The 22,526-nt window shown below is 43.8% G+C and carries 19 protein-coding genes; 10 read left to right on the top strand and 9 right to left on the bottom strand.

The annotated features are described in order from the left end of the window. From ACCM36_RS02475 to ACCM36_RS02455, 5 genes are all read right to left on the bottom strand, one after another. The coding region (locus ACCM36_RS02475; RefSeq protein ID WP_370572138.1) for a glycogen debranching enzyme N-terminal domain-containing protein at positions 1-1,373 on the bottom strand (1,373 nt) is incomplete at its 3' end. After that, on the bottom strand, positions 1,370-3,325 hold the full coding sequence (locus tag ACCM36_RS02470; protein WP_370572136.1) for a glycoside hydrolase family 15 protein: 1,956 nt from the start codon (positions 3,323-3,325) through the stop codon (positions 1,370-1,372). The genes ACCM36_RS02470 and ACCM36_RS02475, both read right to left, overlap by 4 nt. Continuing rightward, positions 3,322-4,131, bottom strand: a complete 810-nt coding sequence (locus tag ACCM36_RS02465; protein ID WP_370572134.1) for a V4R domain-containing protein — start codon at positions 4,129-4,131, stop codon at positions 3,322-3,324. The genes ACCM36_RS02470 and ACCM36_RS02465 overlap by 4 nt, the downstream gene beginning before the upstream one ends. A 20-nt stretch (positions 4,132-4,151) precedes the next feature. Continuing rightward, positions 4,152-5,363, bottom strand: coding sequence for a glycoside hydrolase family 57 protein (locus tag ACCM36_RS02460; RefSeq protein WP_370572133.1), 1,212 nt, complete (start codon positions 5,361-5,363; stop codon positions 4,152-4,154). Beyond that, positions 5,360-6,490 carry a glycoside hydrolase family 57 protein gene (locus ACCM36_RS02455; RefSeq protein WP_370572132.1) on the bottom strand — a complete coding sequence of 377 codons (1,131 nt, stop codon included), beginning with the start codon at positions 6,488-6,490 and terminating at the stop codon, positions 5,360-5,362. Before ACCM36_RS02455 ends, ACCM36_RS02460 begins: the two co-directional genes overlap by 4 nt. 142 nt (positions 6,491-6,632) lie before the next feature. Here ACCM36_RS02455 and ACCM36_RS02450 point away from each other — a divergent pair, with 142 nt between their 5' ends. From ACCM36_RS02450 to ACCM36_RS02440, 3 genes are read left to right on the top strand one after another with little or no spacing between them, the layout of a single operon-like run. After that, positions 6,633-8,450 (top strand): glycosyltransferase, encoded by a 1,818-nt coding sequence (locus ACCM36_RS02450; protein ID WP_370572131.1) that lies wholly within the window; start codon positions 6,633-6,635, stop codon positions 8,448-8,450. A 38-nt stretch (positions 8,451-8,488) separates the two neighbouring features. Then, positions 8,489-9,469, top strand: coding sequence for a DUF4921 family protein (locus tag ACCM36_RS02445; protein WP_370572130.1), 981 nt, complete (start codon positions 8,489-8,491; stop codon positions 9,467-9,469). Positions 9,470-9,491: 22 nt separating this feature from the next. After that, positions 9,492-10,664 carry a glycosyltransferase family 4 protein gene (locus ACCM36_RS02440; RefSeq protein WP_370572129.1) on the top strand — a complete coding sequence of 391 codons (1,173 nt, stop codon included), beginning with the start codon at positions 9,492-9,494 and terminating at the stop codon, positions 10,662-10,664. Between the two features lie 13 nt (positions 10,665-10,677). On the opposite strand, the gene ACCM36_RS02435 is transcribed toward ACCM36_RS02440, so the two are convergent. Beyond that, a complete protein-coding gene (locus tag ACCM36_RS02435; protein WP_370572128.1) occupies positions 10,678-10,824 on the bottom strand; it encodes a hypothetical protein in 147 nt (48 codons plus the stop codon). Between the two features lie 8 nt (positions 10,825-10,832). Beyond that, the gene (locus ACCM36_RS02430; protein WP_370572127.1) at positions 10,833-11,573 is read right to left on the bottom strand and encodes a Nif3-like dinuclear metal center hexameric protein; all 741 of its coding nucleotides are present in this window, start codon (positions 11,571-11,573) and stop codon (positions 10,833-10,835) included. Between the two features lie 138 nt (positions 11,574-11,711). On the opposite strand from ACCM36_RS02430, the gene ACCM36_RS02425 reads away from it, so the two are divergent. The 7 genes from ACCM36_RS02425 to engB all read left to right on the top strand — a co-directional run bounded on the left by ACCM36_RS02425 (position 11,712) and on the right by engB (position 20,250). Beyond that, entirely contained in the window at positions 11,712-12,455 is a 744-nt protein-coding gene (locus ACCM36_RS02425) for an RAD55 family ATPase (protein ID WP_370572126.1), read from the top strand. A gap of 33 nt (positions 12,456-12,488) precedes the next feature. Next, positions 12,489-12,971 (top strand): hypothetical protein, encoded by a 483-nt coding sequence (locus tag ACCM36_RS02420; protein WP_370572125.1) that lies wholly within the window; start codon positions 12,489-12,491, stop codon positions 12,969-12,971. A 162-nt stretch (positions 12,972-13,133) separates the two neighbouring features. Beyond that, the gene (locus ACCM36_RS02415; protein WP_370572124.1) at positions 13,134-15,485 is read left to right on the top strand and encodes a PAS domain-containing sensor histidine kinase; all 2,352 of its coding nucleotides are present in this window, start codon (positions 13,134-13,136) and stop codon (positions 15,483-15,485) included. A gap of 183 nt (positions 15,486-15,668) precedes the next feature. After that, on the top strand, positions 15,669-17,252 hold the full coding sequence (locus ACCM36_RS02410; protein WP_370572123.1) for a BatD family protein: 1,584 nt from the start codon (positions 15,669-15,671) through the stop codon (positions 17,250-17,252). 1 nt (position 17,253) lies between these two features. Then, on the top strand, positions 17,254-18,522 hold the full coding sequence (locus ACCM36_RS02405) for a hypothetical protein (RefSeq protein ID WP_370572122.1): 1,269 nt from the start codon (positions 17,254-17,256) through the stop codon (positions 18,520-18,522). 69 nt (positions 18,523-18,591) lie between these two features. Further along, positions 18,592-19,605 carry a DHHA1 domain-containing protein gene (locus ACCM36_RS02400; protein ID WP_370572121.1) on the top strand — a complete coding sequence of 338 codons (1,014 nt, stop codon included), beginning with the start codon at positions 18,592-18,594 and terminating at the stop codon, positions 19,603-19,605. A gap of 15 nt (positions 19,606-19,620) precedes the next feature. Continuing rightward, positions 19,621-20,250: a GTP-binding protein EngB gene (engB, locus tag ACCM36_RS02395; protein ID WP_370572120.1), complete on the top strand. Its 630-nt coding sequence runs from the start codon at positions 19,621-19,623 to the stop codon at positions 20,248-20,250. A 29-nt stretch (positions 20,251-20,279) separates the two neighbouring features. Here engB and ACCM36_RS02390 read toward each other — a convergent pair whose 3' ends face one another. Continuing rightward, positions 20,280-21,284, bottom strand: coding sequence for a TatD family nuclease-associated radical SAM protein (locus ACCM36_RS02390; protein WP_370572119.1), 1,005 nt, complete (start codon positions 21,282-21,284; stop codon positions 20,280-20,282). Between the two features lies 1 nt (position 21,285). Then, entirely contained in the window at positions 21,286-22,476 is a 1,191-nt protein-coding gene (locus ACCM36_RS02385) for a geranylgeranyl reductase family protein (RefSeq protein WP_370572118.1), read from the bottom strand. Between the last annotated feature and the right edge of the window lie 50 nt (positions 22,477-22,526).

Here is a 22,526-nt window from a genome sequence, read left to right as displayed (position 1 = left end):
TACCACAATGCATTGATCTCACATGCTTTGCCTTTGCGGGATGTGATCTCAACATTACCCACTTTGGCATCCATCCATGTTAGCTGTCCATCATGGCATAGCAGATGATCTGTATCCACTTTTATACCAAACTTTGTTCCCCCGGAATAGCTGAGAATAATATCATTCACTGTAGACCACATTTTCTCAACAGTTTCCAGGTCATCGGTATATTCCAGATATTTCCATAAAGAATTGATGAACCACAAGGAGGCATCCACAGTATTATATGCATAGCTATCACTGCTATGGTCCGGGAACCTGTTGGGTATAAGACCTTCTCTGCAATTATCTGCAAAAGTGGATAGTATGCTTGCAGCTAAATCATATCTGCCAGTTATAAGTGTAAGGCCGGGCAATGAGATCATAGTATCTCTTCCCCAGTCGGCGAACCATGGATAACCTGCGATAATAGAATGCTTTCCTGTTGAATGGCGAATGACAACAAAAGTATCTGCGGTCATGGCAAGCCTGGAAGGAAGCACTTCCGTAAAGCCCGATCTCTGGCAGATCATGGAAATACGTTTCTTTTCATCTTCATACGCCTTGCGTACTGAAGTTAAAGAGATATTAGTTCTCTTTTCGGTAGAAGCAACTATAAAGATCTCATTGCTCCCCTGCACCAGTTCCACTTCAAAGTAGCCGGAATGGAAACAGTCTTCATGGAAATCATAACCTCTTTCCATTTCAAGAGGATATTCAAAACTATAGTACCAGTCGTTTGCGGGAACGTAAGCGGCATTTGAGGTCAGATACAGTTTAGTCTTGCCGCCCTCTTCGGAATCGATATGCATCATAGTACTGTAACTGGACGATTCCTGCAATATTCCATCATGCTGTTGTGTCAATTCATGGAAATCCCGCATGCTTACAAGAGGGTGTATACGCATTCTGCAAATTCCTTTATCTGGAGGCACATTAATAGTATACTTTATAAAAACAGTATTTTTTCCATGTTCCATGAACAATGCCTTAAGTATTTGTATACCATCGACATCGTATTTCCATGATGGTATGGGGCCTTCCACGAATTCCTTGATATAATGGAAACCCTGAGGATGGACAACACCCGGATATTTGTGGCAGGCAAGTTCGTGAGTAACATTATTGATATGTATCTCTTCGTCCAGAGCAGACAGGAGCACCATTCTGTCTACAGGTGGCTCCATAGATGCCACCAGCAAGCCATGGTACTTTCTGGTGTTCATCAAAGACAAAGTAGAAGATGCATATCCACCTAATCCGTTAGTTATCAGCCATTCCTTATGGCATAGGTCAGCGGCATTGTCCCTGCCGGCAGAGAATATGTGGCTATCATATCTATCCTGGCTCATGTTTTCTCCGAGAGTTTTTCAAGAAGAAGTATGTTGTCGATCATCAGAGCACAACTCCAGCCCAGGGGTATGGCCCAGGCAGGATATCCTTTTTGCTTGTCCACCTGTTCAGGAAGCATACCAGTGCTGGTGGTCCCCTTCAATGCCCATTTGATATAGTTCACAGAACCCTGTACCAGTTTTGAAACCTCTGCCTCAGTGCCAGGTTCGCTGCGAAGTGAGTTTGCAAGGGTTAGCATTGCCTTTGACAACCATAAAGTAGTTACTATCCAGGGATTGCCTTCTATGTATCTGTCATTTTCATACCTTTTTATGCCATGATGTCCGTTAACATTCACACTAAGCCTGCTTTCTATGATGTTCATCATCGAGTAGATCATCTTCCTTTCCTGCAGATCTTTGGGCGAAAGCATATTAAATGGCGTGAAAGTACCTAGTATACTTGCATCGACCGTAGGGTCCAACTTGCCATCAGCAATGCGTTTAGCAAAATATCCTTCTTTAAGCCACATTTTTTCTATGGTCTTGCTCTTTACGAGCTCAGCTCTTTCAAGCCAGCGGGATGAAAGCCCCATTTCACTGTAAGCCCTTGCGATGTGAGCAGCGCCTTTTAGGCCAGCATACGCAGCAGCGCATGTATAAGCGAATACTCCGTCATATGTTTCCCATATATCCAAGCAAGGTTCATGCAGCCCTTCCAGTGTGCGCTTCATCAGGTACTCGGCACCTGTGAGGACAGTGATCCAGGTGCTTTCCAGAAACTCGGCTCTTTGAAGACCCTTTAAGGTAAGATAGTATGTGTACATGACATGCAGTGTAGCTCCAGTCTCATCTATCTGGGTGGAATGGGCGAAGTTTCCCCATGACGGAGCCGTGTTACCGTCAAGCCAGTATCTCTGGAACCAGGAGCCATCGGAAAGCTGTGTACGTTTACACCAACGGAAGAACATGTCACAGTATTCGGGATACCCTGCATTGAGCAGGGCTACTGCTACTTCCGAAACATCCCTGTTCCAGCAGTAACCATAACCTCCGCACATCTCAAAATCATGGTCGAACTCAGGTGCAGCCACAAAAGAACCGTGTATGGGATCATTGAGCAGGTCAAGGGTGAGCAGAGAGCGGTTGAAAGCTTCCCTTATCTGTTGTTTTGTTTCGGGTATATCGTCCAGCACGGATAGTTTTACTATATTCTTTTTTGAAAGCCAGCGTATCCGGTCCTCCTTGGAATCCTCAAGCATATTATCCACTGGCTCCTGTATTAATTCCAACATCATCTTGTATAACATTGTTCTTTTCTGGGAAGCTCCTATGAACACGGTTATCTCCTTAGATTGGCCAGCTTTAAGATTGAGGTCCCATCCTACGACCGTGTTCAGATAACCGATATCTTCCTTGTTGTTCTGCAGTCTGCCGTCTTCCATGTCATAACGTGCATTGGTCCACCATATGGTGTCCATTGCCTTGCCAACCTGCCATTCCTGGAAAGGCGGGTATGCCATTATACCGATATAGTTATTCTGCCAGTACTGCACAAGCAGCCGTGTATCAGTATCGCAGAAAGCAGAGTTCTTCTTGTGCATCTCGCCTACACAGAGGTTGGAATAATAGAAGAATGTGCCATTGATGTCCCGTTCAGTGCTGATGGTATACTTACGCACCATCACAGATGCTTTTTGATGTGTGAAATCCCGGATATTTACCTTTATACCAGTTCCATGCACAAGCTCAGTAATGACTATATTAGTATCTTCAAGATAATGTTGTGTGGAGTACCATTCAATATTATTGGTCCACATCAGCTTGTTGTCCATCTGCAGGCAGGCAAGCGATTCCTCTACATGTTGGGCATAGTCCCTGCGGGGATAAAAAAAACCCAACAGTTCGCCTTTCTTGCCCATGGTAACAAGCACCTTGTCATTACCCAGTATCACATTAGGTTGCCTGATCACTGGATCTCCTCTTTCATAATGTGTTCCAAGTTAACTCCTTCAGGTGCAGGTGATACCAGATGTTCGCATACTGCATGTCCCATGCTCTTGCAGCTAACTTCACGCACCTGGAAATTGTACCCCATCATTTCGGTCATGTAACCCGCAATGAACCCGCTCATGTACCCGCATACTGGAAGGTCACTGTGACCATATGCATCTGCAATGAACGAATCCCTTACTCTGACAGTACCGCTGCAGGTATCTCTATCAAAATCCATTTCCAGTTTCCCCCAGCCGGATGCAAGGAATAGTTCTCTCAGTATGGCCATACAATTGTTCCTGTCTACCGGCATTATACCCTTTACATACTTTGCAGCACATCTGCCTCCTTTAAGGCCGCTTAGCAGAAGCAAACCGTCAGGCTGGATCACATTCTCTCTTATTATCCTTAGTATATCCAGAAAAGTCCTTGATCTTGTGATCACAGCTCTTTCCCCAAGGAAATTCAGGGGAAAATCCACTGTATGTATCATACGATTTCCAGATATGCCGGATTCAACATCAATTACTCCTTCAATGCCCCGGAGCCTTTTATTGATGGTATCAATTTGTGTTTCCTCTTTAACTTCGGTGAAGAGCACATACTTTCCCTGTCCGTTCGGTTCTGTATTGTCGAGGTATGCAAACCTGATCTTTACTCCCCTTTCAGTAAGCACTGAATTAATATTTGTTTCAGCCCCCATATTGCTTTGATAAGTGATCCTGAACCATACCACATGAGCCTTCTCGTCGCCCCTGGAAAACATGTATAGATCCCGTACCATAGTAAACCCCTTTTCTCCCATTATTCATGGGCTTCAGCATCCATAGCGTCTAATTTCCTGAAGACCATGGATTTAAAGTCCATGAGAATTGCCATGTAATTGATAGCAGCATCGAATGGTGATGAGTGAATGCTAAAATATGAATGCACATCACCGTCACCAAGATTTTTGGTACACATGTAGTAGAAATGGTCTGAAGTGAGCAGATGTTTCCAGGTCCTGATAAGTTCTATGTCGTTCGTTCTACGTACATACGGACCAAGCATCTTGACATCTTCAAAACATCTTCTTTGCATATCGTTACCCAACCATGCGCTGGTATCGCGTTCAGTGTCAGCCCAGGAAATTGTGGAAAAATCCCCAACGTCTATCTCTTCCACAGGATCGTACCTGCTGATCACTTCAGATGGAGTATGGAAAGCCAACTTCCTGTCTAAGACCTCTCCTGGCAATGCTTTCAGGAATTTGAAAATGCCCGTTTCTTCCCATTGATGCTCTCCAAAAGTTTCATAATCCATGAAAATATTTAAAGTATCTCCCGGTGTAAGGGAAGCCCAATTGGCCCATTTGTCTGCCGTAAGCGGATATTCCGGCCACCATCTCGCGGTGAACCTGTAGCCTATGTCATCGCTCAGTTTATAATTACGCAGCAGTACCTTGATGTTCGAGTCCTTTGCCCTGTATACATAATTAGGTGACCTGTTGCCCAGCAGATGTTCAGTGCCTTCGGTAAGTATTGCCTTATATCCCATATCTTTGACAGTGGATGCAAGGCTATTATTGTAAATCAGCTCCGTATTACGGAATACCTGAGGTTCCACTCCTATGAGAGCCTTCATATTTTCCCGGTGCTCACGTATCTGTTCCCTGAACTCTTCCCTATCATCGAACAAACCCGCCAGAGAGTGATAGTTAGTTTCTTCCAGGAACTCCACACATCCTGTCTCTGCCATCTGTCTGAAGGTTTCCAGTACATCCTTGTCCCATTTCTCACACTGGCTGAGCAATGTACCCGTGACCGAGAAACTTATCTTGAACTTTCCATCGTATTCATCTACAAGCTCAAGCATGGTCCTGTTGGCTGGAAGGTAGCATTTGCGTGAGATCTTCTCAAATATCTCCCTGTTAGTCTTGTTATCGAAATATCTCTCAAAACCCGTGTGTTCATCTGGCCAGAACCATTTTAACCTATATGGTTGATGGACTTCAAAATAAAAGCAGATCGATTTCATGCACTTCCCTCCCATATAGCCCTTCTGAAATCAGATAATATGGATAAGTTATTCACAGCTCTCTCGTACCCTGTGATGCGGACGGTGTTCATATCCAGGAAAATATCACTTTGCTGCAGGTATCCGAAAATACGTTTCAAATGTGCATTATCGAAAGCTTTTGCATGTTCTTTTATTTCTTGCGCTATGATCTCAAGTTCCTTCAGGTAGAAATGTTGTGCATGATTCCCAAGCAGGCTATCCACCCCGTAACGAGCTGCAGACTCGGTTTTCAGTGTGTTCAGCTTTACTTTGTCAAACCTTTTTACGGCATCTTCGGGTTTGATCATACTGATACCTTTTTCTTCCAGGCTTAGCGGCAGATCTGTCAGGAATTGGAACATTCCTCCTGCTTTGCTTTCATTCCAGGGAATGTTACCATAGTCCAGGTAAAGGGTAACAACATCACCTTCAATGTGCTCTACCCATGAAGCGAACTTATCAGCTATAAGTGGAGTTCCATCCCATGACCTGTCAGAGAAGCGCCTGCTAACGTCTTCGCTAAGGTCAATATGCCTGAGCAGTGTGGGAATGTCATCAGAATATACGTTAGTAGGCACATCTGCACTTAGCAGATTTTTGGCTCCCTCTGCAATCATGCATTTCAAACCCAGCTTTTTGAGCACTCCTCCAATGTTTCCCGATATAAGCAATTCCGGGTTCACAAAAGTTGAGGGCACGAGGCCAAACAGCTCCGATATCTTTTCCATATGCATCCATACCTGCTCCTTAAAATCTGTGAGGTCAGGATAAAGAGCACTCAGTGAATGATAATAGGTGGATGCTGCAAATTCCACATTTCCAGTATCGGCCAGATACCTGAACGAATCCAAGACTCCCGGGTCCCAGGAACACTGGTCCAAAAAGGTCCCTGAAAGGTTCAGGGTGTAGGCTGCTCCATTATCAATAGATCTTTCCAGTACCCTGTTAGTTCTGTCAATGTTGGCTGCCATACTCTGAAAATCAGTGAAGACCCGTTCCTGGTCAAAATAAGTAGTTATCTCAGGCCTGCGATAACCTTCAGCAGACCAGTACCATTTCAAATGATAAGGTAGATGCAAGTCCACACACACACAAACCGATTTCATGATTAAATATATCCTCTCTCATTATTTTAGTCTATTGCATTTTAAAACAACAGTTTATATTGTAATTGGACAAATATTAACGATATTGTTTTATTGCTAGAGATCAATTAAACTTTTGTACAATTATCAGTGGGAAACAATTATGTTTGAACGAAAATGGTTAGTGATAGCAGGAGAAGAGGCTGGTCCGAAGTCAAATAAAATGGGTGGTATCTGGAATGTGATCGATGCCGAAGCTACTACTCTTGCAACTCTTATGAGTTCGGGAGCTATCAAGGATGAGGCATTGCCCGGTATTATAGTTGCAGGTCCCTATTATGGACATTCAGGGGCTGATTGGCACAAAAGCCTCAATCGTATCACCGACATGACTGGTTTTGAACCTTATGATGGGGCTGATGAGATCATAGAAGCCCTGTCCGCCATGAAACAAAGAGGCATCGAGGTTATCAGTGGTGTACGCCACTACAAAGGCATACCTATTATCTACCTGATGTTCAAGACAAATGATTTCTGCAGAATAATGTCCGAATATATGGGTAGTGGCATGTGCCTCTCCGATAAGGTGAAAGCTGAAGCCTTTTCCCTTATAGGACTTGATTCGCTAAAGTATGAGAATATGGGCAATGGACAGGAGTATACGCATTATCTCAATCTCTCCTATGCTATTTCTGAGTTTATAAGGGAAATTGTAACCATAAAAACAAAACGTGCAAAGGATTTCATTGACAAGGCAATATCCGAGTTTGCCGCTTCCCTTATGCCCAGCATGCATGTATACCTGCATTGCCACGAATTTGGTGTGTTCTACACCTTAGCACGTCTTAAGAAATTAGGCATATCTGTAAATTCTGTGGCCACTTATCATGCAACCTTGCCTGGGAGATCCTCGGGCCACCGGTCATTACAGAAGATACGAGATAACGATGGCAGCTGGGATCCAAGAGTTCCGGAGAACATGGCGAGGCTTGAAGCCCTTTCAGCGCATGCTGATGTGGTAACTGCAGTGGGTGATTCCACACGTAAAGAAGTCAAATTGTTCTATGGGATAGATTCTATAGTTGTGCGCAATGGTATCGATGATAATGCAATGGGCATTTCAATGGAGAAGAAGAAAAAATGTCGTGAAAAGATACAGACTTTCCTTTCAGATAATATTCATAAGGTGTATGGAGGTGTGCCTATTCCTCCAAAGAGGATATTGCCCCTTTTCTCTATATCCCGTATCGAGATCGAGAACAAAGGCTATCCTGACCTGCTGGATTCCCTTATGTTACTGGATAGAATGGTAAAGCTGCAAATAGTCGCAGGTCAGCAGGATGAGGATACACGTGTGGTGTGCTTCATTATCGCAGCACACGGTCCGAAGTCAAATGTGCCTGAAGGTTTCCCTCTTAGGCTTCCTGATGAGATTTTGCTGGGTGAGGAAATAAGGCTTAAGAGAATGATCAAGGAAAGGGAACTTGAGCCTGCACAGCTGTTCACAGGAAGAAGGCATGTGGTAGCTGTACTGTACCCTCAGTGGATATCGAGCCACGATGGTGGCCTTAATATGAACTCTGATGAACTAATGGCGGGTTGTATTGCAGGTATTTTTCCGTCAAGATATGAACCTTTCCTGCTGACAGGGCTTGAGGCAGGAAAAGAGGCCACCCCAAGTATAGTTAGCAAAGTATGCGGTTTCAGTGATGCTCTTGCCAGTATCAAGCGCCTTGTGATGGGCATGGGCGGAGTAATAGTTGTTGACAACATAGATCTTCCATACAATGAGACCATAGCTGATTACGCTCTTGCCATGGATTATTTCCTGGATACTTATATTGAGGACAAGGTAAAGTACAGTCTACTTTGTCAGGAGGCTAACCTGCTTGCAAAAGAGATGAACTGGCTGGCCCCTACAAAAGAATACTACGAACTGCTGACTGGCGTATGCATAGTCCAGGAAGAAGAGGAAAACTAGTGTAGGAAGATATGTTCCATTAAACAGGAGAAGTACCAGTGTCTGAGATACGCAAACACTATTTCCTTGAAGAGTATTGCATAGTGGCTGCCGGAAGAGGCAAAAGACCTTCTGATTTTTCGTCTTCCCCGGAAGTTCAGAACGCTACAACCTGTGTGTTCTGTGCTGGCAAAGAGGACAAGACTCCGCCTGCTCTGGCCGTATATAAGGGTGGAAAGATCCTGCGGGACAGTAAAGATGAGCTTATTAAAGACTGGCAGATACGTTGTATACCTAATTTATACCCTGCCCTTAGTCCGGAAGGTGCTGGTACTCCCTATCTGTCAGGATATGGTTTTCACGAAGTGATAATTGAAATACCTCAACATGAGAGAAAGTTGACCGATTTTACAGATAAAGAGATGGACCTTCTCATGACAGCTTACAGGGATCGTGTCATGCATTATTGGAAACAGCCAGATATACGGTTCGTATCTCTTTTCAAGAATTGGGGGAAGCAGGCAGGTGCATCCCTGGAACACACTCATTCCCAGCTTATTGCATTACCTTTGGTACCTCCTTCTATTAAGAGGGAATCGGATGCTATCCATGAAAAAGGCAAATGTCCTTACTGTGAGATAGTACGCATGGAATCTTCAAATGAACGTTCCATTTATGAGAATGAACATTTCATCGCCTTTGCTCCTTATTGCTCAAAGGTTCCATTCGAGATATGGTTCCTTCCTAAAACACATGTCAGTCATCTTGGGGTAATGTCAGAGGAAATATTGCATTCGTTGGGTAATGCTATTCGTTATGTGCTTTTCGGAATGGATAAGGTGCTTGCATCTCCTGCTTACAATTACATGTTCTTCCAGCTCATGAACGATGATTCATATCATTTGAATCTCAGGCTGCAACCTGTGACAAGCAAAATGGCAGGGTTTGAGAAGAACACTGATATCTTCATAAATACCATGCCTCCGGAAAAGGCTGCAGAGTATTTGAACAATGGTATTTCCGGGCAGGAAGTACATTGAACATCAAGAAGTGTGGGATAAAATGAAAAAATTAAGAATTGGTATGTTTTCGTGGGAGAGTTTGCATTCGGTAAAGGTGGGCGGCATAGCCCCCCATGTTTCCGAACTATCCGAAGTACTTGCTTCCCAGGGTCATGAGGTGCATATATTCACCCGCAACCGCGGGCTTGAACCGCATGCACTCATAAATGGTGTCCATTATCATCGTGTAAGCCACGACCAATCAGGAGGCGTGGTAAATCAGATGGACAGGATGTGTGATTCCATGTACTGGATGTTCCTGGAGATGGTAGATCGCTTTGGTCAGTTCGATATTCTTCATGGGCATGACTGGCATCCTGTTAACGTGTTGTGCAAGCTAAAGGCTGAAAAAGGATTTCCTTTCCTCCTCACGTACCATAGTACCGAATGGGGCCGAAACGGTAACACGCATGGGAATTGGTGGGAGGCGCAAACGGTAACGCACAGGGAATGGCTGGGCGGCTATGAGTCTGCAGCTGTGATCATTACTTCGGAGGTACTGAAGCAAGAGGTACAATCTCTGTACCGTATCCCGGATTACAAGATCTCCCTGGTACCCAACGGTATTTTCCTGGATAAGATACGCAATGACGTAGATCCGGGCGAAGTAAAGAAGCGATACGGTATCCATCCGCTGGCACCGGTAGTTCTGTTCATTGGGCGCATGAGCTACCAGAAAGGACCTGACATGCTCGTAAGGGCTATAGGAAAGGTACTGTCTCACCGCTGGGATACGCAGTTTGTGCTTATCGGAGAGGGAGAGATGCGGGCTCACTGTGAATACCTTGCAAATTCAATGGGTGTCAAACATGTATCCCATTTCCTTGGCTATGCATCAGATGAGGTTTCCAGGGACTGGTACAATGCTGCAGACATTGTATGTGTGCCAAGCCGTAACGAGCCCTTTGGCATTGTCGTGCTTGAAGCATGGGATGCTGGCAATACTGTGGTGGCTACCGATGCTGTAAAGCTGATAGATAACTTCAAAAATGGAGTTACAGTGTATCAAAATCCGGATTCTATAGCATGGGGAATAAACTATGCGCTGGATGGCCTGAGTAAAGCGGGTTTTGGTGAGGAAGGACGCAGGCTCATCGAAGACGTATATAACTGGAATGAGATAGCTGATTCTACATTGAAGGTCTATGCCCGTTTACTGAAGGGTAAAAAATAGGGTAGACAGAAGTCTACTCATATTCTCTTTTTACAGAAGGTCCTCTGTACACTCTTTTTTCGTAATCTCCATATCCTCTGTGTTTAGCCCTGGCCTTCATCTTTAATTGCTGCTCCAGCAGCTCTTCCACATCTTCCCCCTTTGTTTGGTCTGATGTCAAATTATCCCTCATATCACCCTGATGAATGGGTTGTGATGTATAAACTCCACGTCCAAACCCAACAAGTCGGCCAGGCGCGGGCAAAGCTCCTCCATACCGGGGTTCTCTGTAGCATAATGTGTGGCATCGATAAGTGCAAGTTCTCCCCTGGAGCGTATCACATCATGTTTCAGTTCCGAAGACACGAAAGCTTCGACACCATGCTGTCTTGCCACTTCCAGATACTCACTCCGAAAACCACTACCCCCGAAAACCATCACATGTTTTATATCATCCCTTTCTCCCACATATTGCACGTGAGTGTTCAGACTTTTTGCCACATGGTTTGCGAGGGTTTCCGTAGAACATATTGGTACTTCACCTATTCTCCCAATTTCCAGTTCCTGTACATTGCTAAGTCCCAGCCTCTTTGCAAGCACATCGTTTATCCCGCCTTTAGATCTGTCAAAGTTCGTATGCATGGAATATAGGGAGATCCTGTTGTCCAGGGCTATTTGCAGACTGGTGGCAAGACTTCTGGAAATGGAATTTACCGGATTAAAAATGAGAGTGTGATGTGTTATTAACAGATCTGCATTGATCTCAGATGCTCTGTTAAGTACATAGTCCGTAGGGTCTAAAGCAACTGCTATTTTTTTAACATCATTGTCAAGGTCCAGGTTAAGACCAATTTTGCCGATATCAAAATCTGCGGCAAGCTCTGGGGGCGCTATCTTTTCCAGAACTGGGATTATCTTAGATAGATGCATAAAAAGCCTTTGTCTTCAATTCATAAGAATCTGTCGCAATCAAAAAGATATAATCCATCGCAGCTTCAAGATATCCCATCTTATTTCTATCGAAGGATTAAAATATAATTAAATATATTATTAAATCGAGGTTTACTCATGAGAATCGAAAGTGGGATAGAAGGTTTGGACGAGATCATACAGGGAGGCCTACTCCCGGAACGTGTTTATCTGTTAAGTGGGCCACCCGGAGGTGGCAAAACCACCTTTGGAGTACAATTCCTCGTAAAAGGTGCTCTGCAGGGTGATGTCGGATTGTATGTCACGCTACTTGAGTGTCCGCAGAACATCATAAGCGACATGTCCAACTATTCTCTTAATGTCATACCACTTATAAAAGTGAAGAAACTATTGTTTGCAGATCTGGGACCGCGCATGGAATATGGATATATGGATGAACTGAAAGACATAATCCACCCCCATGAAGAGACTGCAGGTTTTTCCAATGAGCATGAAGCTCCATCACCTGCTATGGTCTTTAAGGAATTGGCAGCTTACATTGCGGAATATAATGTCAAAAGACTTGTCATTGATTCCATGACAGCCATACGTTTTGCAACACAAGATCCGGCACTCCAGGAAAAAGAGATGACTCGTTTCATCAGGAATCTCAAAAAGCTGGGTTGTACCACTATTATCATAGGGGAGCTCACCGATCCAAGTGCATATACTACCGAACAGTTCGCATCCCATGGAGTAATTTTCCTGCACAACTTCCTTTATGAAAAGCAGATGACACGTGCTATTCAGATCATCAAGATGCGTGGCACAAAACATGACTGCAATATGCATAAGGTCCAATTCACGGAACGCGGCTTGCAAGTGGAAGGTTTGCTACAATAAGGAAGTGATGTCAGGGTGCGGCTTTTTAAGAAGGTGGAAACAAAACGAAATCTCAGCGATTCGGAAAAAGCTGAACTTGAGAAGAGAGCTTATGACCTTGGCTTTGAAGTAGGTTACCATAAGCACTCGGAACTCGGATGGGTAAGTGAACGCTATGCAGCTCTGGAATCGGTGGCAAAGGAAGCAGGTCTTCTGGAACTGGTAAGTGATAACTATAGAAGAGGAAAGGAAACCGGAGCCAAGAACAGGGAAAGGGACATGAAACTTGGCCTCAGCAAGAAAGAAAAGGATAAGGGAAGAAATGTTTCTGAAGCTCTGTATGGTATTTCCTCCGAGGAAAAAGACCGTATTCATTTAAGATCAGGCTTTACATCTTTTCAGGACAACAATGAGCACCTCTTCAGTATGCTCCAGCATCCCAGCATAACTGAACTGCCTTCCCTTACAGCAATGTCCAGGGCAGTGGAAAGACCGCAAATGATCAATGGTTTCAGGCTGCTCGTTCCAAAGGAATGAAGCCATAGGGATGTACTTCCCTTTATGTGTATATGTTATACTAATAGTATAAAAGTAAACGATCTGTTTAAAAAATAGCAACCATACATATAAAAACAATTCAATCTAATCTCTTGTATGAGATACTGAAAGCACAATGACCTATACGACCTCTTCGACCAAATGAACAGGAATATATCCATGATCTTCAAGAAAACAGGTTCTGATGCAGTTCACAGTACCTCTTCAGAGAGTGAGATAGATATCTCTTTTGTTCCCCTTTCCATGAACTTTCATGATTCCGGTCTTGAGATCTTGCATGCATACATGGATGCTGTTCCTTCCATGTTACTTGTTCTTGATAGTAACCAGGTGATCTCTTTTGCAAATGAACATCTTTGTAGGAGCCTGGGGTACACAAAAAAAGACCTCGTCGGTCGTATATGGTATGATAGATTGGTAGTCTCTGACAGAAGATATGAAGTCAGAGAAATATATGCCAAGCAGGCTGAAGATGTCAAAGATAATCCTTATATTGAACTACCTATACTGGATAAGCATGGACAGACGCATCCTGCGATCCTTAGAACCGGATGCCTTCATGATAGGAACGGAAATATTTCCAGGGTAATAGTACAAATAGAAATAGACAATTCCATACCCAAACAGTATTCTATGTGTCCCGCTGACGATAAGTATCGTTCGCTGGTGGAGAACTCGGTGGACGTCATCCTGACAACGGATACCGCGGGCGTGATCACGTACATAAGTCCTTCTATTGCTACATACGGCTTCATTCCTGAGGAACTTATGCTCAAGGAACTGTCAGATCTATTCTTTTATGAGGACCAGAGCAAGATAATTCGCTCTTTGTCCATTACCCTTAATAACTCCGGGCAGACCCGGGTGCAGGGCCGTCTTAAAGACCCAAATGGGAAAATATGTTGGGTAGAATTGTATGCACAAACGCTGTTCGATAGCAATAACCAGGTTAAAGGGATAACTGGTACGATCAGAGATATTGCCGACAGAAAAGCTAATCTCAGTACCCTGGAGATGGCCAGTGATATGTTCATCTCTCAGGCGCGCTCAGCGTCTGATGCGATCATCTTTTCCGATAATGAAGGTAATATCATATTCTGGAACAGGGGTGCTGAGAACCTCTTCTTCTATACTGTTGATGAAGCATTGGGAAAGCATATTTCCATGATCATGCCGCAAAGATATCGGCACATACATCAGGGATGGGATATAGTTGTCTCGACAGGCCGTTCCTGGGTAATGGGAAACACCATTGAGCTTTACGGTCTGAAAAGGGATGGAACAGAATTTCCAATAGAGATCTCGCATTCTTCATGGAAGAAAGACGGAGCTTCTTTCTTTAGTGTGAATATCAGGGATATTACGCAGCGCGTTCTTAATGAGAAGGAAATGCGGGAAGCTAAGGATAAATATCGAATGATATTCGAAAAATCACCTCTGGGTATCATCCACTTTGATAGTTTTGGAGTGATCACACAGTGTAACAAGAGCTTTGTGGATATAGTAGGTGTGGAAGAAGCAAGTGTAATTGGCAATATCATTGGTTTCGATCTTCTTAGGTCTGATGCAAGTGAAGAGATCAGGAAATGTGTTACATTAGTGCTTTCAGGCAAATCTGATAATTTCTCAGGCACTTCTTTTTCATTCATGGGTGTCAGAGATACTCCCATAAGGGCAAGCTTTGTTCCGGTGATCACTGAAAATAAAGCGGTTGCTGGTGGCATTTGTATAGTAGAGGATATAACTGAAAGTAAAAAGGCAAGGGAAGCACTGATCCACGCTAAGAACGTAGCTGAAGAGGCCAGCAGAACGAAGAGTGAGTTCCTTTCCAATGTCACACATGAACTCAGAACACCTCTAAACGCAATCATGGGATTTTCGGACCTTTTGCAGGAGAGTATTGAGGAAAAACTGAACGAGAACCAGCGAAAATACCTCAATAATATAATAGCAGGGAGCAAAGACCTGCTCGATGTTATCAACAACATTCTTGATGTATCAAATATAGAAGCCGGGAAAACAAATCTTGAACTTGGGGACATTTATGTGGCAGGTCTCATACAGGACGTTATTACTGAAATGTCTTCCTTTGCTTCTAAAAAGAATATTGAACTGCAAATGGAACTTGATCCGCAGGTCGGGTTAATAAGAGCTGACAGAAATAAATTACAACAAATACTTATCAATCTGGTGAGCAATGCTATCAAATTCGGGAAAGAAGAAGGCTTTGTCAAGATAAGGGTCAAACAAATGCATGATATGCTGCATATCGGGGTCATTGATAATGGCATAGGCATCAGTACGGATGATCAGCAGAAGTTATTCAAACCTTTTATACAACTGGACTCGTCCTCGACCCGTAAATATAAAGGAAATGGTATCGGGCTTTATATAGCCAGGCAGTTTGTGGAATTGCATGGTGGTAGTATATGGCTGGAAAGTGAAACTGGAAAAGGTACTACTTTTACTTTCACCGTCTCATTGAAACTTTAGTCATTCTGTAATCCGAGGATATTTGAAATCCTATTCTTTTTGATCCGATGTACCATTGATTCTATAGTGATAATAATTTAGTTACTACTCACTAGCAACATAATTATATAATAATATAAATATATGGACTTTATGGACTTACTTATGTTCTAACGATCTAGTATTCACTAAAGAGGCACTCGCATGTCAATAAAGTCAATATTCTTCTTATTCTTGGTTTTACTTTGCCTGGTACCCCATGTATCGGCTTACAGCTCAGATGACATAGAATGGGAATCCGTAAAAACTGTGACTCTACACTGGGGAGATTCAGTTACTGTCGACGACTACGTTATTACAGCGGATGACTTCAATAAGGATGGTTACGCATATATCACGATCTACAAAGATAATAAGTATATGACGGCAGGAGCCCTGAAACTTTCAGATAACGTGATATACAGGGATACGGTAGATGGCGATGACATTAAAGTCTATGCCAGTGCTCTTAGTTTAAAAGTTGATAGCTGGACAGGGAATCTTGTAGATCCTACCGTCAAAGTGCAGATATACAGACGTGGATTGCCCGATCTTGAAGTGGGTCTGGAGATCGAAAAGGATACTTATGATCCTACCAGACTTTCTACTCCTCGTTACATAGAAGGTAACGTGACCATTGAGAATGTGGGTGATGCAAAAGCCAGCAACGTAGTGCTTAATGTGAACACTGCCGGCATTGCACTTGCAGATGGAAAACTTACACAGACAACTGCTTCTCTTGAGAAAGGAGAATCTACCAAACCACTCACTTTTAAGCTTGAAATCCCTCTTTTATGGGATGAAGAAGACTTTAAAATAGTTGCACAAGCCAGTGCTTATGATATAAATAATGAAAAACACACGTTCAATGGTACAAAGACCATTACCATTGAACCTAAATCAGAGCTAGTCCTTACCAAAAGTTGTACCGAAGAAATATATATGGATGAAACGGCTTATGTTTCTCTTATTATAAGAAATACCGGTCCATATGCTCTTACTTCTGTCCTTCTCAGTGATCTGCAGACAGATGATCTGGAACTGAAGGACAATGTGCAGACAGAAAAGACCATATCTCTCAATGCGCAGGAAACAACTACTGTTCTGGAATATGCTCTCAAACCAATAAAACCAGGTAAGTTCACGCTGCCAAAAGCGACCGCCACCTTCACAGTCGATGGCAAAGAGTATACATTCAAGTCTGATGCGCCTACCATTGAGATCAATGGTCCCTATATAGTTCTGGAGAAGAAGGTAAACGTATCTTCTTTCAATCCCGGTGACAATGTGCGTGTGACCATCTCTGTCAAAAATGAAGGTGACCGGGACGCAAATGTTAAAATAGAAGAGACAGTACCGGCAGGTACCAGTTTCGTAAGTGGGGTCATGACCTTCGATGATGTGGTGAATGAAAAGTCCACACAAAGTTTTTCATATATTCTTAAGCTTGAAAATGAAGCTGATATGAAACTGCCAGCCACATCGGCTAAATTTACTGATCTGGAGGGCTATAAGGGTGAAAAGGTCTCGAACATGCCACAGATCGCATTAAAAGTTGCAGAGAGTCCGGATTCAACTTCCCAGGGCCAATCCGGTAATCATGGATCTTCCACTTCTTCCAGCTCCGGTACGGCCCAGGCAAGTTCCGGAACGAGTGAAGAAGTTGGCCAGCAACCTGGTTTTGAAACATGGGTCCTGGTACTTGCCCTTATATCGGTGATGAGGTTTTCAAGAAAGGATCAGAACTGATATGCATCACAGATATATGGTGCTTGCTTCGGTACTGGTCATGTATCTGGTACTGCTGCAGCATCCCGCAACTGCATCTACAACGGACGCGAACGATACTGAGTGGCTCACTCCTTCCGAATTCACACTTTACTGGGGTGAGCAGGCCCAAATAGACGGATACACTATCACAGCACAAGATTTCTCAGCGTCAAAACCTGTGGATCTGCCGGATGATTATGTGATGCTTAACGTTAAAAGTAACACTTCGCGTTCATGGAGTGCCATACTTGCTCTTAATAATACCATAATTCCTAATGAAACGATACTAGACGGATTGGTCAAATTAACTGCTAAAGATATTGTAACAGGCAATGATATACCTACGCCTTATGCAACTATAGAGGTTACTATTGCAAACAGTTCATCTGTCAGTAAGCCAATTCCCTGGATAAACAGCGTCGTTAGAGTAAAAAGACTCCCCATTAATGAGGCGTATATTGATGAACGGGTCTACTTATTGATCGAGGTGATTAACCTTAAGGATATTCCACTGGAGAATATCCATGTTAATGAGACGGTGCCGGATGGATTCATAACTGATCCGGACATAGAGCATACATACTGGACCATTAACCTGCGACCTAGGGAAAAAAGATCTCTCTCTTATTCCATACGTGCCCTGAAGCCGGGAACTTTCCTGATACCTGGTCTGAAACTAACTATGGAGCACAATGGAGTGACCCATAATATGCAGACCAATGCAAGTGAAATCGTAATACATGGTCCGTATATCGATGTGAACAAATCATTCATTTACCAGGATATGGGAACTGAAGGCCTTTTAAACGTCACTCTTCGAGTAAATAACACGGGAGACAGGGCAGCTTATGTGCAGCTCATCGACCAGACACCTGAAAACTGCCAGCTGATAAGCGGTAACCTGAGCAAGAGCCAGGTGATGCAGCCATCTGATGTGTGGGCACTTGAATATTCAGTACTTGTCAAGTCCAGGGAAGATGTTGTAATACCGGGTGCAAAAGTGAGGTTTGTAGACTCCAAGGAATATGGGGACACATTTGAATCTGCAAGCTATATACTGAAAATTGAGGGAAATATAGTAGAGGAGACTTTACCCGAAGAAAATATGCCTTCAGAGGACGTACCTGTGGAAACTGAGGAGAAAGCGATAGCTGAGGAAAATAAAATCCCCGAAAAAATAGATTCTGTCAACAGTCTTAAGCAAAGTTTGATGAACCTGATCGAAAGGGCAATAGGCTGGAGACTCTAATGCCGGAAAGGAAACATTTTAAATACATGTTAAGCCAACTTTCCTTAAAAGATTTAATCTGGACCTGATATGAGAGCTTTTGAAAAGGATCATGCCACTGAAACTATTATTTTCACTCATGGAGACTCGGACGGTATATGTTCAGGCGCAATTGCAAAGAGTGCCTATCCCGACTCGCAGGTATATTTCACAAGTCCTGTAAGCCTGTTACAAAAACTGGAGCTGTCAAAAGGATACAGGCGCGTGATCATTTGTGATATTGCCATTGATGAACGCACCAGTACAGCGCTTTTACTGAGGCTTAAGGAATTGTCTCATGAGAGCGATCTTATTTATATAGACCATCATCCTGTGCCTGAGAATGGCTGGGGTGAACCCTGGCTGCATAATGATCCTTGTGCCTGTTCTTCGGAGCTCACTTATAAGGTGCTTGCCCATCGCCTGAACAGGGATGTGCGCAGAGTGGCTATCTATGGAGCGATAGGTGATTATGCAGATGATACCGATTCGGTGAAGGAATGGTGTGAAGACTGGGATAAAAGAACCCTTTTTTTTGAAGCCGGTGCACTTATACAGGCAGTTATATATGCAGGCCGTGAATTCGACTTTAAGAGGGTCCTGGTGGAGCATCTTGCAAAGGACCAGCTTCCTTCGGCTATTCCGGAGGTACTTGAGTTTGCAGGAAAGTGCTCCGAACTTGAAGAACAGCTGAGGTTACGTGTAAGGAAACAGGTAAAAAGCCTGCAGAATATAGCCTATGTTATTGATCCCAAAGGCTACAAGTCCAAATCCGCCATATACGCTGCCGCTTACGGCCAGAGAAAAGTGGGCGGTTCTGCTGAATATCGCCAGACCAAGCATGCATATGATGTGAGCTTTCGCTCACGTAGTCCTGTTGACCTCAATCTTATTTTGCGGGATGTGGCTCCCAGATATGGGGGGACCGGAGGTGGTCTTGCCGAAGCTGCCGGTGCAAGGATACCGGTGTCCAATTTTAAAGCCTTCCTGAATGACCTTGATGCCAGGATAGGGGAAGAAGAGCACAGGCTGAAAGAAGAACCTATTATAGATAAATGCCATTAAGCAACCGGAGATAATATGAAAAATAAACCGGACCTTGCTGATGGTGCTGAATTTGAGATCGTCTTTGTGGGCAGGTCCAATGTGGGTAAATCTTCTATCATCCGCAAACTGACAGGCAGCAAAGTAAGAGTGGGCAAAAGGCCTGGTGTCACCCTGAAACCTACACATGTGAGACTTGGTGATCTGCTGGTTACGGATATGCCTGGCTTTGGTTTCATGAGTGGTATCAAGGAACGCAAACAGGATATCGTCAAGGATAAGATCGTGCACTATATAGAGGATAATGCTGAAAGGATAGACCTTGCAGTTTTGGTTGTTGATGGTTCTTCTTTTCTGGATATAGTGGCCAGATGGGAGGAAAGGAATGAAATCCCTGTGGATATAGAGCTGTTCAAGTTCCTGAACGAGGTAGGGATATCGGTTCTGTTAGCTATTAACAAGATGGACAAGATAGACGAAGCTATGGCCGACCATGCGCTTGATGATATTGTGGAGAAGCTTGGCCTGCCTTCACCCTGGAATATGTGGCAGGATGTCGTTGTACCTGTAAGTGCAAAACAGAACGATCTTAAAAAACTTTCTTCATGTATACGGCAACGCATGCATGTTGCAAGAAGGGATGATCTTTTCAGGTATATTCATTGATATTCTCAAATTGTCTATATGCATTTAATTTATCTTGCAAAGAAGCTAGCTCCCATGTCCTTTGCTATTTTCTCACACGCCTCAATGTCAACCTCGGGTACTTTTACAACTGTAAGCCGGGTACTGATGCCTGCGGCAATACACTGGCGGGCAAACGTGAGCATGGCTTGATACGATCCAGCGAATATAGGTCTGCAAAGCTTGTCATAGAGTTCCTCGCTTTGCGCATTCAGGCTTATTGATACAGCATCCAGACCTGCCTTTTTAAGTTCTTTCACAACGTCGATACCGTGATTTATCAATGTAGCATGGCCATTGGTATCAAGTCTTACCTTTATCCCCTGCCCGTGGAGCCATTCTGTGATCTTGAGCAGAATTGACAGTCTTGTGGTAGGTTCACCAAATCCAGTAAAGACAATTTCCTTATAGTTTTTAAGGTCCAGCTCACTAAGGTGGCTTATCATCTCTTCCAGTGTGGGTTCTCTGGACAGCCAGAGGTCATAGCCAAAAACCCCGTCTGCAACATCTCTTATACAAAAAGTGCATCTGGCACTGCACCTGTTAGTAATGTTCAGGTAGAGGTTATTATGCACCTCATAGGCCAGTGTATCCTTATGTTCCTGAAGGAGCTCCTTTTTAGCGTGCAAAATGTTCTCTTTAGCTTCTATTGTATTTTCACCCATTTTATCCTCCCATTTACCCGAAGGGATCACAGAGCTCTTGTCTTTCATTGAGGATGGTATTTTCTTTAAGAAATACATCTGGGCAGTCATCCCATTGTCCATTTCCACTTCTGACCTGAAATACCATTCACCTTCATAGTCATCAAGCTTGGACAACAACTCAACATCTACATTATATATTTCACCAGCAATTAAAGATATTTGTGCATCCTGCACTACACCCGGAAAAAGACCAAGGTCTATCAGGGCATATTTAAGCGAGGTATATGCTTTACATACGAACGTTGCAGATGCCATGAGGTGATGGCTCTCACAGTCTTTTTTTAAGGTGCCATAGACAAAAAGATGCATGTCATCCCATGCCCATATTTAGTTTCTGCAGGGTCTTTTTCACGGGAGCTGGTAACTGGCCGCATTGGATAGCTTTCATTTGTGCGGGTGAAATTGTCTTGATGGCTGCGTTCATCATGCCATCCGAAAGCATGAGCCTGTCCATTAACTTGCGTATGTGGACCGCAGTCCTGATCTCCAGTCCCATCTGGGCTCTCCATCGGGTATCATATTCTTCAAGCTTGCATTTCCCTTCAAGGAAATCAGTGGCAGATTCGCCTGCAAGCTTACCTCCGACCATTGCTGTGGATATACCCCCTCCGTTAGTGGCAATGAGATGACCCGCAGCATCTCCTGCAATAAGAGTATCTTTTGTGGCAGTGATCCTGGGCGCACCTCCGACAGGCACAAGCCCGGAGATGACCGACACGATAGTTCCTTCCTTTAACTTTTCACTGGCAATAGGATGTTCGTACATGAACTTGTTCAGGTAATCCCTTGCACACATGTGTTCTGCAAAAAGGGCTTCCCGGATACCCACTCCAATATTGGCCCTGTCGTCACCCTGGGATATTATCCAGGCATAGCCGCCGGGAACATAATCTTTCCCAAAATACATTTCTACGGCTTCCTTATCCACATCAACACCCGATAGCTCATATTCAAAGGCTGTGCTTATTCCCATGGGATCGGGTTCTCTAAGCATACCTTTTGAAGTGGCGACCATGGAATTGGGACCGTCGGCGCCAATGATCACCTTTCCTTGTACTTCGTATCGTCCGAATGCACCATCCATCGTCACTCTTGTCCCGGTAACTTCCAGTACATTGGTAGCAATTAATAGATGTGCACCGGCCTTTGCAGCTACTGCGGCAAGATGTTTATCGAACCTTCGCCTGTCAAGTGCATCTCCCTTTACTTCAAAACCTTTGGATATGCCATTAGGAGCTATGAACCGTTGAAAAGAAGTTGTAGCATGTACGCAACCGGAAGGGTATCCTTCAAGTGTGAAAGGCAGTTCTGCGCCGGGTATAAGTTCCTGCAGTGTCTCACGATGTGGCAGGAAGCCTCCACATTGGAGAGGTACTCCAATGTCTTTCTTCTTGTCCACCAAAAGGACAGACATGCCTCTCTGGGCAGCATAGGTGGCGGCAGTGGAACCGGCAGGACCAGCCCCAATTACGATAATGTCATAGGATTTTTCAGGTATCATATATCTCAATAATTTATTTGGGAATAGAAGAGTGGCTCATGATATTTAAT

Origin of the sequence: Methanomethylovorans sp. (assembly GCF_041305605.1) — an archaeon.
Classification (GTDB): domain Archaea; phylum Halobacteriota; class Methanosarcinia; order Methanosarcinales; family Methanosarcinaceae; genus Methanomethylovorans.
This window is presented reverse-complemented; position numbering and strand designations above follow the sequence as displayed.